Genomic DNA, 16,729 nt, shown 5'->3' with positions numbered 1-16,729 from the left:
AAACTGAGGACAAGCAAAAATAGAACAACTTTTACTTAAGAAATACCTATAGCCATATTCTAAATGCAATTCTCCGCAAAAGAGTCCCCTTACTTTCTAGTTTTGAATATATTTCAGAATTTAAATCTAGTTCAATAGTTTGCTTATCTATATGAAATTGCTAACTTCCTGCATGCTCCTTAAACAAGTTAAGGACAAGCAATAATGTAACAATCTCTTGTTAATAAACTTCACAACTCATTATAAAATATTATGATTATATATATTTTGTTATCTTTATTAAATTTCACCTAATTCCTTCTTCAAATCTGAAATATACATACACTGCATTTTCTTCAAATCCATAAATACATAAGACAAAACTCGAATAATCGGATTTTTAATATATATATTTTCTTTAAAAATTATTTTTGTACCACCCTTGTGAGTTTCTAAAAAATTTCCTGTCCAATATCCTTTAAACATCTTATTTTGCATCTTAAATTCATATTGGCTATATTTTTTCTTTTTAGTTATTATAAATTTCGTAGCATTTCCATTATGACTATATTCAATAAATTCTCTTCCATCTTTAATAATTTCAATTTTATCAATATCACTACGCCATTTATAATTACTATTATCAGTAACCACATCCCAAACAGATTTTATATTAGAATTAAAATATACAGCTACCTCTGATACTCTTACTTTCCCCAAAACATTCACCTCACAAAATCGCTAAAACTAATTAGAATATATATATATATACGTTATTTATTTGATTGTGCCTTAATAAATCCTAATATACACTCAAACATACATTATTACATTTAATATTTTAGCAGACACTTAATTTATATTTTTATTATACATTTATTGTACCATAATTTACAATATACTGATTTAATTGCATAAGCTACATAAATAAAATGTAATGCGATTTTAATGATATATAAGTTCTAATTAATAAAAATCCATAAATAATAAATATTGTTATGCACTTCTTTTGCTGAGACTTAAAATTTATGAATAAAATTTTTTAGAACTTATATATCTGGTAACATTTATTTAGAGACAAAAAAATACTTGTCTTAATTTAAACTTTAAAGACAAGTATTTTAATTATGTTTTAATTAAACTTTTTTAACATCTTGTTCAGTAACTGTTTGATCAATGGCTTGTGCATTTTCTCCAGCAACAACATCATTTTTAGAAGTCTTTTCTTCAATATTATCATTATCAACATCATCTTTAGTTAATAATGTTAAACATTTTGAAACTTTTTTATTAACAATACCTATTCCTACTAAAATAAATGCTATTCCTCCATACATAGCTATTATTTCACATATTTGTGGAAGGAATTGCGCTGGAATTAATTTTTTAAGAACAGTATCAGCAGGATATCCCTTAGCTGTATATTGAGTAACAACATCTTTAAATGACAGACTACTATTAATTAATAATATAATTCCTAGAATTGCTATAATTGCAGCAACAACATACAAAACAATTGAAATAGTTGACTTTTTTGATTTAAGTTTCATAATAATTTTTCTCCCTTTCTGCCATTAAAGGCTATATCATAAAATTTAAGCTAATATATAGCAATATATTAAAACTTATTTTTTATTACTTGTGTAGCAAAATATTCCGTTATTGATTTATGCTACCAATCTATATTAATTGATAATTGTTACATTTGTGTGTCAATATTAACATTTGCGCTTATTTCTAATCCCAATAATTAATCTCTGTTACATTAGGGAAACCACTAAATTCTCTTTTTCATTTGCTTTATTACAATAAAATTTATAGCTTCACTAAAATATTAAATTATAGATTATTTCAGCAATTTCACTATGAATATCTTTTGACACATGTATTCCATCTTCTAAAAACTAATCGATTATTTTTCCTTCTTCTAATAAAAGAGCTCCTAAATCTATACATTTAATATTTTTTTCTTCTCCATAATTAATTAGAAAACTGCTTAATTCAGCTAAGCTCTTATTAACTTTCTTATAATCCATATCTTCAAACCATGTCTTTACTTGGATATTATCTTTAACTGGTAGTGGTGTTAAAATTATAGGAATGATATTGTTTATTTCACACATTTGAACCATTGTATTTATATTATTTAAAATATCATCTATTCTAAAATTTAAAAATACATCATTTGTTCCACCCATAATTAGAACTTTACATGGCTTATGGTTGACAACATCTTCTATAAATCTTTCTTTCATTTCAGTTGTTGTATTACCTGGTATACCTTTATTAATTAGATTTTCTTTTATTTTTGTAGATAATATACTACCCCAGTTATCTGATTCTTTAACTCCATAGCCAAACGTTAAGCTATCTCCAATGCATACAATACTCATTTTTCTCACCTTTCTATATCAAAGATTCAAAAGCTTTTCTACATTTCCACCCATGACTTGCTCTAATACTGCCTTGTCTTTACAAACACGCTCTATTGAAAACTTAGATACCATTAAATCTCCATATGGGATATCTGCACTAAACAAACATTTTTCAGGTAGTTCTTTAATTGTCATCCCTAAAGCTACTGTAGTATAAAAAGCTGATAAATCAATATATATATTTTTAGTTTCCTTTGCCATCTTAATTACTTCAAGCCAGTTAACTCCGCCTAAATGTCCTATTATTACAGGGACATCAGGATATTTTTTTGCTAAATTAAATATTTCTTTTATATCATTCAAGTCTAAAGGCCAAAATGCATGAATCCAAACTGGTAAATTTGAAAAATCATGTGACACCTTAAATACAGTTTCTAAGCTTTTCACTTGACCTGTAGATACTGAAAATTCTCCAAGTCCAATAAATTTATTTTTGACAATATACTCCTCTATCCATGAAGCAGTTTTCTCATAATCTAATCCTACTGGTACACTGCCAAATCCACAAAATCTTGAAGGATATTTATTTATAATCTCACTTTGTTCCTTAATTGATGCGATTCTTGTTTCTATAGGATTTCTTTTACCAGAAATGATTTCATATAGCTTATTCAGTTCCTTTTCAAATTCATCTAAAGTTTTTGTAATCTCTGGATGCATTGAAGTAGAAAACAATATTGTTTTCTCAATTCCTGCTTCATCCATTAATTCAATATGTTTTTCTACTGGTAATATAACATGTGCATGACTATCTATTATCATTTAATATCACTCCTTAAATTTATTTCATATATGAAGTATTTTATTAAAAGAAAAACCTTATTTTACATTAAGGCTTTCTTCTATCTTTGCAAGTAAACAAAATAATGTTTTCTGCTCTTCTTCTTCCAAAACGCCATACATATCAACTAAAAACTTTTGATATGCAACCTCCATAGTCCCTCTAACATCAATTCCTTTTTGAGTTACAGACACCAGCGTCTGTCTTTTATCTTCTGGATTCTTAAATGTGCTTACAAGCTCTTGTTTTTCCATTCTTCTTATTATTGTTGTCATATTACTCGCAACGCATTTTACTTTATCAGTTAATTCAGACATAGTAATACTGCTCTCAGTTGGAATATTCCTTAGAACACCAAACTGCACCCCCGTAGCACTATATCCAGAAGTTGAACCAACAAAGTTTTCAACTGAAACATCATTAATATGACGGATTTTCATGTAAATATCACGTAATAATTCTTTTGACATCTTATACCTCTATTTTACTTCATATATGAATTAATTTTATAATAGTCCTTTTTCTATATTTTGTCAAGAATAATTTTCCCCCTCTTTTGCTCTTGCTAAATCCACTAATAGTCTTGATTTATTACTATTTCTTTTCAGCTTTGTCTCTTTCCTTTAATCTGATTTTTGGATAGAAAAAAAGAGCTGGGAGTTAAATCCCAACTCTGAGTTTATTGATTTAGTTTTTTGTTTAATTGAATTCTGATTCGAATGGCGGTTTTACAAGGGCTTAGTAGGAATTTGCACGGATTAGTGAGTTTATTCAACCATTTACAATATGTCCTCCATTTACATGTATTGTCTGGCCTGTAATATAGGAAGCATTTTCTGAAGCCAAAAATACATATGCTCCAGCACATTCAACTGGCTGTCCCGCTCTTCCCATTGGAGTATCTGATCCAAATTGTGATATCTTTTGCCCCTTAAAGCTTGCAGGAATAAGTGGTGTCCAAATTGGCCCTGGTGCTACCGCATTAACTCGTATGCCTGTTTTTCCCTTTGAAAGTGCCATAGATAATGATCTTGTAAATGCTACTATAGCTCCTTTAGTCATTGAATAATCTATTAAAGTTTCATTACCTTTGTAAGCTACTATAGATGCTGTATTTATTATACAGCTTCCAGGTTTTAAGTGTTTCATTGCTGCTTTTGTCATATAAAATGTCCCATAAACATTAATCTTAAATGTCTTATCAAATTGCTCATCTGGCAATTGTTTTATATCTGTACATTCATATTGAACTGCTGCATTATTAACTAATATATCTAATCTTCCATACTCACTCATAGTTTTTTCTACAACACTATTACAAAAACTAGCTATGCTTATGTCACCTGCTATAAGAGTACACTTTCTTCCAATTCCATCTATTAACTTTTTAGTTTCTTCTGCATCTTTATTTTCATTATTATATACAATTACAATATCAGCTCCCTGATTTGCATATGCTATCGCAACTGCTCTTCCTATTCCACTATCACCACCCGTAATTATAGCTACTTTATTATTTAATGCATCACCCTTTTTATTATATTTAGGATCATCAAAAATTGGTGATGGTTTCATTTCATATTCAAGCCCTGGCTGCTCATCTTGATGTTGGCTAGGAAAAGATGTTGGAAAATCCATTTTAATTCCTCCTCGTATACTTTATTATGTTTATATTAATTAGCTTTTCCTAGATGTATAATAAATATTTATCTATGTTAAAATTACACTTCTCTCTTTACTTTAAATTATAATTTTAATCTTAATATTCATTTCTTAATTTTTATTAAAATTAAAAATTTCTTAAAAATTTATGAAATAAATCTACATTTCAACTAAATGATGATATAATATTTAAATGTTGGAGCATTGAAATTAATAAGTAAATTTAAAATGAATATTAAATTTCAAGTTTATTTCATATGTGCTCTATTATGTTTTCATAAAATTGGAGGAAATTATTTATGAATAAAAAAATTCTTAGTTTAATATTAGTTGCAATGGTTAGTTCAACTGCTTTGATATCTTGTGGTACAAAGGCTAATAAAGATACATCTTCAACTGAATCTACAGCCTCAACTGAATCTACAGAATCAAATCAGCAAACACCTTCTGGAGATCCAGCTGCTTCACCTGCTGGAGGAAATTCAGCAAGTTCAGAAAATAAATCTAACAATTCTAGTGTATTAGGGGAAAATAGTGCCCCAACAGTTGAAGTTACACAAGTAGCAACTGTTGCTGATTTTAAAGATAAAGATGCAACTGCTATACAAGCTTTACTTGGAGATCCTACTTCACAAAACGGAAATACTTCAACTTACGAAAAAGATAACTATACATTTGATGTTACTTACTATGATTCAATATGTGGACAAGTTAAGATAACTCCTAAAACAGAAATGAAATATCCAGCTGATGCTAATAATGTTCTTAAAGTTCTAGGCATTAATGCAGTTGATTCTGATTCAGTATCTCCTAGTGAGTTTTCATGGAATAATAAATTTGACACTTATAAAATAAGTGTTGTTCCTAACGCTTCTGCTGGAGATAAACTTGGATATGTTCAAGTTATTTTAGCTGAACAATATAAATAAAAAATTAATACATTATAACAAAACTTTATATAAATCAATGGCAGCTACAAAACTTTAATTTTGTAGCTGCTAATTTTTTACAAAAATAAAATAAGAGTTCACTTTTACACAAACTTTTATTTATAAAAACATTATTTCATTAGATATTATGCAACACCAATAATTGCTCTAAAAATCATCATATTGTTTTTTTATATATTTTAATCTTCAGTTTCTAATTTATATATTTTTATGATTGGAACTTTATGTTCTACTCCATCATTATCATTTATAGTTGAATAATTAATTTTTCCTTTTACACTAACTAATTGATTTTCTCTTAAATCAATGCTATTTTCATATTCACCTATTATACCAACAACTTCAGAATCAGCAGCACAGCAATTCATTATAACTCTTCCTATAACAAACTGATTTTTATTTAAGTAACTTTCTTTACATACAAATCCATGAATCTCTAAATTTCTTCCTATATATTTTTGTGAATTTGCAACTATATCCTTGAGAATTAGTGGATTTTGTTCATTTATTATTAAAAAACCATCTTTAGTGTTTTTATTTAAATCGCTCTCACTTATATAAGAGTTTGTATTTTTTAGATTATCATCATGATTATGTTTAAGATTAATTTGTGAATCACTTTCTTTAACTTCTTTATCCAGTTCAATATGTTTAAATGTACCTTGTCCGCAAACTGATATAACACCAATTATTAGTGTTAATATTATAGGCAACATTTTTATTTTGAAATCGCCACTGCTCTTAGGAGTAAATATATTACTTATTTGAAAAATTGAAATAATACTTATTACAGCTATAGTAACGTAAATATATATAATCATTTTTTTTCCTATATAAAATTCTATTTTTCCTGTAACAACCAAATAAATTAGACATATATCTAATAATGTTATTATTATAAACCACAAAAATTCATCAAAATTAAATCTTTTCAAATTTCTTATTTTTCTCCCCTTATTATTTATTTTTATGTGTCTAAATTCCACAAATCATAAAAATGTAAGCTATTATAAACACTATACTTAATGTTGATAATATCAATTTAAAAATAAATGTCTTTCTAAATCCTCCAGCAAGCATAATTAGATTCTTTAAATCCAACATTGGTCCTAAAATTAAGAAAGCAGCTACTCCACTAAATGAATATTGAGTTAAAAAACTTCTTGCTACAAAGGCATCAGCCTCTGAACAAAGAGATAATGCAAAAGCAAGAAACATCATGAATATAATTACTAAAGTTTTATTTTCTGATATAAATGTAAATCCTCCATGAGATACTACTACTTGAAATATACTTGATATAAATGCTCCAAATATTAAATATCTGGCTATATCTAAAAATTCTCTGTTTGTATGTTCTATAATTGCTCTAAATTTATTTTTATCTCCTATATAAGCATTACATCCACAATTACAGTAGTTATCACTTTCCAATGAATCTAAAAGTAAGCAGTCTTTATCACCTTGAAGCACACTTACAATAATCCCTATTAATATAGCTCCTACGAATCCACCTGCAGTTCTTAAAATTACCATAGTTTGTTTATCATAAAATGCATAGTATGTAGACATTATTACAACTGGATTAATTATTGGTACTGAAAGCATAAAAGTTACTCCAAATCCCACTGGTAATCCTTTTTTTATAAGTCTTCTTGTTATAGGAATAATTGCACATTCACATATTGGAAATATAATTCCTATAAGAGCTGCTTCAAAATATCCAAGTATACTTCCTTCCTTTGGTATAAACTTTGCTATAGTTTCTTCTGAAACATATATTTGAATTATTGCAGATATAAATGATCCTAAAATAATAAAAGGGATTGCATCAAGAATTATACTTGTAAAAATTGTTGCAAAGTCTTCTATTTCTTCTCTATTTAAATTTGCTCCATATTTTTTATAGATTATATATCCTAATAAAATTATTAAACTTATTAAAGCAAAAGATCCTATTGTTCCTTTTCTCTTCATAAGTTCCCCCCATTCCCACTTTAGATATTATCTTTTCCTATCTTTTATAGTTTTCTAATTTAACTTTTAATTTTTTGAAATATCCATTATCTAAAACTTTAGTTTCTCTTAGAGCTGATTTTAAAACATATTTATTATTCACTTTTAAAATATAAGCTTTTGGATTAAGTTGCTTTAACCTTTTAACCCCTGCTTCTAAAATGTCTTTGTTGCAATTTTCTATATTATTAACGACAATCATATTAGAAGATTTTATAAATGGAACTATAAGATTTCCTATATTTTCTACATGTTGTTTAATTTTTTTACCATTAGTCACAAAAAATATTGTTGAGATTTTACTACATTTTTTATAAACTTTTTTATTTAATATATCAATTAATTCCTTTAGATTGGCGGTTCCATTATATTCAATTATTATTCTATTAGGATTGTATTTTCTTATTGAATAAATCATTGCTTCATTTAATTCGCTGACTTCATTTATTGGAACTAATTTTATTGGATAATTTACATCACTAGAATGTGTAATTCTGCTTGTTCCACACTCTAATTGAAAAATCAAAACCTTTTCGCCTTCAACTTGACTTTCACTTAAAAGGGAATTTATAAATGATGTTTTTCCAGAGCCTAAAAAGCCAGTTACAATTTCAATATCTATCTTCATTTTTCTCTATTCCTCCACTTACAGTAATAACTTTAAAACTGAACCACTTAAGTTCACTACTTTTTTAGCTCTCTGTTTACTTAAAACACCTGAAAATAAGGTACATGAAAAAATAACAATTTTAAAGTTGTCATGTATATTTTTCATCAGATAAAGAGTTTAATTATTATCTAAATAATTGTTTGAGCTCTTTTTTATTTAATTTACTTCCTATTATTGAAACTACATTTTTATTAGACCATTTAATTTTTCTAGCTTTAAATTCATTTGGAACATAATCAAATTGATAATATCCTCCATCTATACTTTCAATAACACCTTTTGCCCTTATTATTTCACCAAACTTATTGCTATTAGCTATAAATTGAAACTTCTTTTTAAGTTCTTCCGTACTTGTACTATTAATTAAATCTATAGGATAACTTTCAAAAACATCATTAGCTTTATGATTTATTTCTTTCCTAAAAGTTTTAATAGCACTAGATTTAATCATAGATATCTCTTTTTTCTGCTCTATGTTGTTGTTCTTCATAAATTCTTTTCCATCTAGCATACTCCAAGGCTTATATATTATTTCCGCTTTAGCATTTAATTTTTTTAAAGATGATACTGTACTTTCAATTTTTTCATCATTTACAAATTGAGTTCTACTTAATACAATCTTATTAGCTTTTCTTATTTGATTTTCATAAAACTCCTTAAAATTCTTTATATACATATCAAAATTTTGAATATCTATCAACGTAAATATATTTCTGACTTCAATTTTATGTTGAAACTTTATTCCTTCTAATATGCTTAATACTTCAGTTAACTTTGCAACACCTGAAGGCTCAATTATTATATTTTCCGGATTATATTTTCTACTAACCTCAAGTATCGCATCACCAAAACTTCCTGATACTTGGCAACATATACATCCTGAATTTATTTCCCTTACTGTTATATTACTTTGTTTTAATATCTCACCATCTATTCCAACTTCGCCAAACTCATTTTCTATAATAACTGTGCTTTTTCCATAAACATTATCATTTAAAAGCTTTTTTATAAGCATTGTTTTACCAGCACCTAAAAAACCTGAAAATATATCAACAGTAGTCTTCATAACAACTGTTCCTCCTCATATAATAATTTTCATATTTATATGTATACTATATTTGTATCCTATATATGCAAAATATTGTTACTCATATAATTTTTATATTTATTCATATATTCCAAAGAATAATTTATATAAAACTATGTCCAAATAACTTAATCTATTTAAGCATAAAAATTATAATATATATTTTTTATAAAACTGCAAAGTATTTGGAAATATTTTTATATTTTAAAAATATTTCCAAATACTATTTCATAAATATATATTAAGGTTTAAAATATATTTATAAATATCAATTTTTTGTGTAATGAATTTTAAACTATATTAATTAAAATAAAAAAATCTTATCTATTAAATTAATATTTGCACAAAGTAATTTAACAGATATGCTTAAATGTAATATAATTGTGAAATTATCCTTATAAAATCAAATAAATTATTATAGAGAGGTGTTAATATGAAAGTTGCAATATACGCAAATAATTCTTTAACAATGAATTGTGATGAACAATTAAAATTATGTAAGGAATATATTAATTCTTACTACAATGAAAACTACATTGATAAGGTTTTCATTTATGAAGAGAAGTCTACTCCTACTAACAACAACTTTGTTTTTAGTAAATTAATGGCCGATGCTGCCTCAAAAAACTTTGATATTTTAATATGTTATAATCTTAAATCTCTTTTTAAAAACCTTAAGAATTTTCAAAATACCTATACTCTTCTAAATCACTATGGTATTGATCTTATTAGCGTTTCTGAAAAGCTTAATACCAATACGAATCCATATGAGAAACCTCTAATAAGCTTAATCTTAAACGCTTTTTTGAACTTAGAGTGTTGAATTTGAAATATTAATTAGTATTGTGCATCTAATATCAAAATCAATAATCTTCTCATGAAAAAGAGGTTCTTCCCTCTTGGGTGAACCTCTTTAATTCTATAATTAAAATAACTTGTCAATATTTTTTTATTAATTTGGATAATAGAAGAAATGTGTTGCTCTATCTGTCATTTCTGTATCTTCTACTATTTTTCTTCTGTGAAGCGTACCACCATATAAAGATCCTTGATTATCCACAATGTATGCATAACCATCAGTATCCCAACACATGAATATGTAAACATGAGTATATCCATTTGTAAATACTACATCACCTGGTTTTATTTGTGAAAAATCATAAGATGCTACAAATCCAATACTTTGTAATTGACTCTCAAGTTGATAAGTATTGGCAGTGCTTCTTGGAACTCCAACACCAATTCTTCTTAACGCTTCTGATGTGAAATAAACACAGTTATTACTAGTTATTCCTCCATGTAATAATACTGCTGTACTATCAACACTTGCTTCATTATTTTCATCAGTCATATATTTAAACAGTTGATAATTTGTATTTGAATGAGAGTAATTTGAATAAGTATTTACTACATCTCCATTTGGTTGAACATATGTATAAGTGTCTAACCAAACATTTTTTATTATTGAACCATCATTATCGAATCTATATGATTTACCATCAATAGTTTTTGTTTCATTAGCCGCCATAGCTCCTGTTGTTGCATCTAAATAATAACTTTTTCCGTTTGATGTTATCCAGCCATATTGCATGCCACCTGAATTAGAAAAAGAATACCATTTTCCCCATATTAACTTCCAACCTGTTACCATTGTTCCATTATCATCTAAAAAGTATTTTACACCTTTAATGTTTTGTAATCCTTTTTGCATTACACCTTCTTCATTAAAGTAATACCATTTACCATCAATTAATTTCCAATCACTTTTAGCCATGCCACTTGCTTTATCATAATAATAACGCTTACCATCTACAGTTTCCCAACCAAATTTTATAGTCCCATCATCAGAAAACTCATATTTCTTACCATCTATTGTTTGAGATCCAGTAAGTTTGTCACCTTTGCTATCAATATAGCACCACTTTCCTTTTAAGAAATACCAACCTTCATCAAGTGAAAAATCATTCATTTCAATATCACAATAGCTATAACTTCCACTAGCAATTTTTTGTTTAATCTTATCTGGTATTCCTTTAATTTTATTGTTACCTAAATCTAAATAAGTTAATTTAGATAAACTTCCCATAGCTTCTGGAACTTCATCATATAGTCTACAATCATTTAAATTTAAATACTCTAAATTAGTTAATAATCCAATTTCTTCTGGTATACTTCCATCTATTCTTGTATCATGTAAATCAAGTTTTTTAATGCTTAACAAATCCTGTTGTGTAAGATCATCTACATCTTTATTTAATTCATTAGCTATTTCTTTAGTCAACCAATTTGATTTAAGATCAAGCTTAGCGTCTCCCTTAGTTTCAGCTTGTCCTTTTAAATCATTTTCTTTAATAGTTTGTACACTTTCGTAATTAGCAGCTTGGTAACTGTTTTCCTGTGAAGCTTGATAGTTACTTGGCTGTGCAAGTTGCTTACTTGTTACCTGTGCAGTTTGAACTTTTGCACTATTATCATCTGCATGAGCAATTACAGGTATACTATTAATACATAAAATTGTAGCTATTATAGCTAGTCCTTTTATTTTATTATATCCCATCTTCTAAGAATCCCCCTTAATTTCAATACATAAAATTGTAGCAATTATTAATAATATTTTTATTTTGCTATATCTTATTTTAATGCTTTCCCTTAACTTCAATACATTATATTATACCATTTTTCCATATTAATATCAATTTATTATTATTTTAACTTATAAAAACAAAAATTCCGATAAATGATTATACTGTAAATACGACAAAAAGCAAAAACTAAAATAAACGTCAGATTAGTCGATGGTCATAATTGACTAACCTAGCGTTCATTTTAAATCTTATAATCACACTCTAAATTATAATTTTGATATTATAAATTTTCTAATATAGTTTTAATTTTCTCAATTAAAACATCCATTTCATTATCAGTTCCTATTGTTATTCTTAAATAGTTATCAATCCTATCCTTATTAAAGTATCTTACTAATATACCATTATCTTTTAAAGATTCATAAAGGAATTTTCCATTTGCTTTTTCATGAGTTACAAATATAAAATTCGCTTTTGATTCTAAAACCTTAAAACCTAATTCTCTTAATTGATTAGTTGAATTCTCTCTTGTATTAATTATCTTTTTCGTTATTTCATTAAAATATTCATTATCATTTATAGCAGCTTTAGCACCAGCTAGTGCAACCCTATCTATTGTATAAGAATTCATACTATTTTTTATTCTATTTAATCCTTCAATTAAATCTCTATGTCCTAAAGCAAATCCAACTCTCATGCCGGCTAATGAACGTGACTTAGATAAAGTTTGCACGACAAGAAGGTTCTGGTAGTCCTTAATAAATTTAACCATGGATTCGCCTCCAAAGTCTACATAAGCTTCATCTATAATAACTACACTTTCTTTATTTACTTCTATTAAATTTCTTAAATTTTCAGTATCTATATATTTTCCTGTAGGTGCATTAGGATTAGGTATTATTATTCCACCATTAGACTTCTTAAACTCATCTAGTGGTATATTAAAATCATCATCTAATTTGACTAATTCATAATTTAATTTAAATAATTCAGAGTACACTTTATAAAAAGTGTAACTTATGTCTGGAAATAAAATTCTCTTTTCTCTAGAAAAAAAAGTCATAAATGAAAATGCTAAAACCTCATCAGATCCATTTCCTACAAATACTTCATCTTCATCCACACCATATTTCACTGCTATTTCACTTATTAGTTCACTGCAAGTTGGATCTGGATAAAGCTTTAAATCATCATTAATCACATTTTCCATTGCCTCTATAGCTTTTTTAGATGGCGGATATGGATTTTCGTTAGTATTTAGTTTTATGTATTTCTTATCTTTAGGTTGTTCCCCTGGAATATACGGTTCTATATTATTTACAGTTTCATTCCAATATTTACTCATTTTCTTGCCCCCATTTTTGCTTTTGCTTTTTTTATTTATAATACTATTATACAATAAAACTATATAATAAATTAATTTTACTAAAAATTTAAAGCGATAAAATAAAGCTGTTGCATTAACGGATTAAAATCCGTTATCAATAACATTTTTTTATTTTTTATAAAATATTTTCCAAATAAGATATTGGATAATTATTAATTTTTCAAAAATAAGACACTTTAATAAAGCTCTTTACAAAATGGAAACATATACATATAATAAAATTGTAAACATTTTTATTAGGAGGTAAATATATGAACATAAAGAAAATTAAAACTGCAATATTAGGAACACTAGTAAGTACTTTCTTGGTAGGAGCTTTAATACCAACACAAGCTTTTGCATTGACTACAAAACACTTTAGTGACGGATTTAATTATTTTAATACAAGTGCTTGGTCAAAATCAAATGGATGGTCTAACGGGAACATGTTTAACTGTACTTGGAGAGATAGTAATGTTAAGTTTAACAATGGAGCTATGAATCTTAATATCAGTAAAGATACTCAAGGTGGAGCTTTACCATATGCGGGTGGAGAATATCGCACAAATGATACTTACAGATATGGACTCTACCAAGTAAATATGAAACCAGCAAAAAATACTGGTATAGTTTCTTCATTTTTTACTTATACAGGACCATCAGATAATACTCCTTGGGATGAAATAGATATAGAGTTTTTAGGCAAAGATACTACAAAGGTACAATTCAATTATTATACAAACGGTGTAGGTAATCATGAGTATCTTTATAATTTAGGATTTGATGCTTCAAAAAGTTACCATACTTATGCCTTTAATTGGCAACCAACTTATATTGCATGGTTGGTAGATGGAGTGGAAGTGCATAGAGCATACAATAATATTCCATCACATGCTGGTAAAATTATTATGAATTTATGGCCTGGAACAGGTGTAGATTCATGGTTAAATGCTTATGATGGTAAAACTCCACTTAACGCATCTTACGATTGGATGTCTTATGATCCACAGTAATGAATGTACACTAATTCACATGTAAGACTTGAAAAACAATCAAATAAATATATCATTTATTTGGGTCTAACATTATAATAAAAAAGTAAAGATTATTGAAAATATAAATTATTCAAAAATAATAAAGCAAAATATTTTTATAATATGCAATTTAGGACAAGTTGTTAGTATAAAAAATAAATCTCAGATTAGTAGAATCTGAGATTTATTTTTATGCTAAAAGAGCTGTGCACTAAAATTAGTGCACAGCCCTATAACTATATTGAATATATCTCTGAAAACTCAATAGTGCATTTTTCTATTTTCGAGCTTATATTTTTGGATTGTATATTATCTTCGCACTCATTTCCTACTGTTTTTATTGGAATTAAGAATATAAATTCAGCACCTTTTGCAAGTTCTGTATTAACCCATATACATCCCCCATGTAGCTCTATAAGTGACTTGACAAGTGCTAATCCTATACCACTGCCTTCACATCTTCTCTCTAAAAGTTTCTCAGACTGCTTAAATCTATAAAATATCTTATCACAATCTTCCTTTGGTATTAGCTCTCCATCATTTTTTACATGCACAATTACATTTTTCTTCTCTTCATCTGTTTCTATATTTATTTCAATAACTCCATTTTCATTTGTATATTTTAAAGCATTTGATAATAGATTAAGTATTATTCTCTCTATTTTTTCCGGATCACAAGCAACTAAAATTTCTTCTTCAGTTGTATCAAAAATAATTTTTCTCTTTTTATTATTCATATAGTCTACAACTGATAATGTTATATCCTCAATTACACTTACTATATTATAGTTTCCAAGCTTAAGCTTATAGTATCCTCTGTCTATTTTTGTAATATCAATTATATTATTCACAAGTCTTAATAACCTATATGAATTTTGTTTAACACCATTTAAATGTCTAACCATTTTTTTATAATGTTCACTTAAATCTTCATTTTCGAAATTAGCAAGCATTACTTGTACAGAAGTCAATATTATATTTAATGGTGTCTTTAAATCATGAGACATATTTGTAAAATATTCAGTTCTGAACTTTTCTAAATCAACTATCTCTTCTAGCTTTTTTTTATCTTCGATTAATTTCAACTGTTCTGTTTTATCTTTTCCAATGAAAACAATTATCTTTCCTTTAGATAAATATCTCCAATTCCATTCTATAATTTTATACTGATTATTTTTACATTTATGCCTTATAATTAAATTTTCCCCAAATCCAGTTTTAAGTGCTTTATCAATTTCTAAATTAAATTTTTCTAAATCATCTGGATGTATTAAATTATTTAATCGCATATCATTAAGTTCTTTTTCATCCCAATCTAAAACTTGCTTCCATCTCTTACTGGACTTAACTAATTTAACGCAATCATTTTTCTTAATAATTATTCCGCCTAAATCAGTCGAAGTTTGTAGGAACATTTCTAATTCATTTTCTATTTCAATTCTTTTTTCAACTTCTCTACTTAGCTCCAATGACAATTTCCTATTTTTTACCATAAGTGCAATCTTGTCAAAAAAGCAGTCTTGTATATATTCAGATATATAATATTTTTTATCTCCATAAATATTTATAATTCCCAAAAATTCATCATCATATGTTATAGCATAAGAAAAAACATAATAATTTCGTAATTCTGTATATTTGTTATTTATATTATCTTTTATGACATTTATTCTTAAACCATCTTTATTTTCAATTACTCTTGCTCTTATATTTTTATATAAATTCAAATCATATTCACGTTCAACTACTTTTGTTTTTTCTGTTTTTACATATAATTCTAGCGTATTATTTTCTTCATCATATAAAAATATACTTACTCCATTACAATTTAGTTTACATTCTAACTTTTTTAGTATTTCAGTTAATTTTTTAGAATGTTTTGCTAAATCTTCACTCAAATGCTTATTGGAATCTTTCTTCTCAATTAATGTATATTTTGTTTTTTCCGTGTGCACTTTATCTGACATATTTTATACCCCATTTATTAAAAATAATATTTTTATGATATGTTTCCTTAACCAACTCATAAATTACTTTGATATTATTATAACATTTTTGTATACATTTTCCTAATCTTTTTACGCTTTCCCTTTATTTTTTATATTTAAAAATAAAAAAGTTATTACAAATAAGATTACACTTCCTTGTAATAACTTTTATATAT

General features: G+C 26.5%; 16 protein-coding genes. 3 read left to right on the top strand and 13 right to left on the bottom strand.

The features are described 5' to 3' along the window. Positions 1-279: 279 nt before the first annotated feature. The 6 genes from CLSA_RS08540 to CLSA_RS08515 all read right to left on the bottom strand — a co-directional run bounded on the left by CLSA_RS08540 (position 280) and on the right by CLSA_RS08515 (position 4,833). A complete protein-coding gene (locus CLSA_RS08540; RefSeq protein ID WP_022745386.1) occupies positions 280-699 on the bottom strand; it encodes a hypothetical protein in 420 nt (139 codons plus the stop codon). Between the two features lie 416 nt (positions 700-1,115). Then, positions 1,116-1,529: a hypothetical protein gene (locus tag CLSA_RS08535; protein WP_022745382.1), complete on the bottom strand. Its 414-nt coding sequence runs from the start codon at positions 1,527-1,529 to the stop codon at positions 1,116-1,118. A 354-nt stretch (positions 1,530-1,883) separates the two neighbouring features. After that, positions 1,884-2,372, bottom strand: coding sequence for a GDSL-type esterase/lipase family protein (locus CLSA_RS08530; RefSeq protein WP_022745379.1), 489 nt, complete (start codon positions 2,370-2,372; stop codon positions 1,884-1,886). Between the two features lie 18 nt (positions 2,373-2,390). Next, positions 2,391-3,176, bottom strand: a complete 786-nt coding sequence (locus tag CLSA_RS08525) for an amidohydrolase family protein (protein WP_022745375.1) — start codon at positions 3,174-3,176, stop codon at positions 2,391-2,393. 57 nt (positions 3,177-3,233) lie between these two features. After that, positions 3,234-3,665, bottom strand: a complete 432-nt coding sequence (locus CLSA_RS08520; protein WP_022745371.1) for a MarR family winged helix-turn-helix transcriptional regulator — start codon at positions 3,663-3,665, stop codon at positions 3,234-3,236. A 301-nt stretch (positions 3,666-3,966) separates the two neighbouring features. Beyond that, complete coding sequence (locus CLSA_RS08515) at positions 3,967-4,833, bottom strand: SDR family oxidoreductase (protein ID WP_022745369.1); 867 nt, start codon at positions 4,831-4,833, stop codon at positions 3,967-3,969. Between the two features lie 323 nt (positions 4,834-5,156). Here CLSA_RS08515 and CLSA_RS08510 point away from each other — a divergent pair, with 323 nt between their 5' ends. Further along, the gene (locus CLSA_RS08510; RefSeq protein ID WP_022745365.1) at positions 5,157-5,786 is read left to right on the top strand and encodes a hypothetical protein; all 630 of its coding nucleotides are present in this window, start codon (positions 5,157-5,159) and stop codon (positions 5,784-5,786) included. Positions 5,787-5,986: 200 nt separating this feature from the next. On the opposite strand, the gene CLSA_RS08505 is transcribed toward CLSA_RS08510, so the two are convergent. The 4 genes from CLSA_RS08505 to CLSA_RS08490 form a co-directional block, all read right to left on the bottom strand. After that, the gene (locus tag CLSA_RS08505) at positions 5,987-6,742 is read right to left on the bottom strand and encodes a TIGR03943 family putative permease subunit (RefSeq protein WP_041716208.1); all 756 of its coding nucleotides are present in this window, start codon (positions 6,740-6,742) and stop codon (positions 5,987-5,989) included. A 40-nt stretch (positions 6,743-6,782) separates the two neighbouring features. After that, positions 6,783-7,784 carry a permease gene (locus tag CLSA_RS08500; RefSeq protein ID WP_022745358.1) on the bottom strand — a complete coding sequence of 334 codons (1,002 nt, stop codon included), beginning with the start codon at positions 7,782-7,784 and terminating at the stop codon, positions 6,783-6,785. A 37-nt stretch (positions 7,785-7,821) separates the two neighbouring features. Continuing rightward, on the bottom strand, positions 7,822-8,451 hold the full coding sequence (locus CLSA_RS08495) for a GTP-binding protein (RefSeq protein WP_022745355.1): 630 nt from the start codon (positions 8,449-8,451) through the stop codon (positions 7,822-7,824). A 166-nt stretch (positions 8,452-8,617) separates the two neighbouring features. Beyond that, the gene (locus CLSA_RS08490) at positions 8,618-9,559 is read right to left on the bottom strand and encodes a GTP-binding protein (RefSeq protein WP_022745353.1); all 942 of its coding nucleotides are present in this window, start codon (positions 9,557-9,559) and stop codon (positions 8,618-8,620) included. A gap of 454 nt (positions 9,560-10,013) precedes the next feature. Between CLSA_RS08490 and CLSA_RS08485 the strand changes: the two genes are divergently transcribed. Continuing rightward, the gene (locus tag CLSA_RS08485; RefSeq protein WP_041716206.1) at positions 10,014-10,403 is read left to right on the top strand and encodes a recombinase family protein; all 390 of its coding nucleotides are present in this window, start codon (positions 10,014-10,016) and stop codon (positions 10,401-10,403) included. A 129-nt stretch (positions 10,404-10,532) separates the two neighbouring features. Here the strand turns inward: CLSA_RS08485 and CLSA_RS08480 are convergent, their stop codons facing one another. Continuing rightward, a complete protein-coding gene (locus CLSA_RS08480; protein ID WP_022745352.1) occupies positions 10,533-12,137 on the bottom strand; it encodes a leucine-rich repeat domain-containing protein in 1,605 nt (534 codons plus the stop codon). A gap of 308 nt (positions 12,138-12,445) precedes the next feature. Then, entirely contained in the window at positions 12,446-13,510 is a 1,065-nt protein-coding gene (hisC, locus tag CLSA_RS08475; protein WP_022745349.1) for a histidinol-phosphate transaminase, read from the bottom strand. A 293-nt stretch (positions 13,511-13,803) separates the two neighbouring features. On the opposite strand from hisC, the gene bglS reads away from it, so the two are divergent. Then, positions 13,804-14,544: a beta-glucanase gene (gene bglS / locus CLSA_RS08470; RefSeq protein ID WP_022745346.1), complete on the top strand. Its 741-nt coding sequence runs from the start codon at positions 13,804-13,806 to the stop codon at positions 14,542-14,544. A gap of 257 nt (positions 14,545-14,801) precedes the next feature. Here bglS and CLSA_RS08465 read toward each other — a convergent pair whose 3' ends face one another. Then, the gene (locus CLSA_RS08465; RefSeq protein WP_022745342.1) at positions 14,802-16,532 is read right to left on the bottom strand and encodes a sensor histidine kinase; all 1,731 of its coding nucleotides are present in this window, start codon (positions 16,530-16,532) and stop codon (positions 14,802-14,804) included. Positions 16,533-16,729 lie beyond the last annotated feature (197 nt).

Origin of the sequence: Clostridium saccharobutylicum DSM 13864 (genome assembly GCF_000473995.1) — a bacterium.
GTDB classification, from domain to species: domain Bacteria; phylum Bacillota; class Clostridia; order Clostridiales; family Clostridiaceae; genus Clostridium; species Clostridium saccharobutylicum.
The sequence above is the reverse complement of the archived record's forward strand: the minus strand, read 5'-3'. Positions and strand labels throughout refer to the sequence as shown.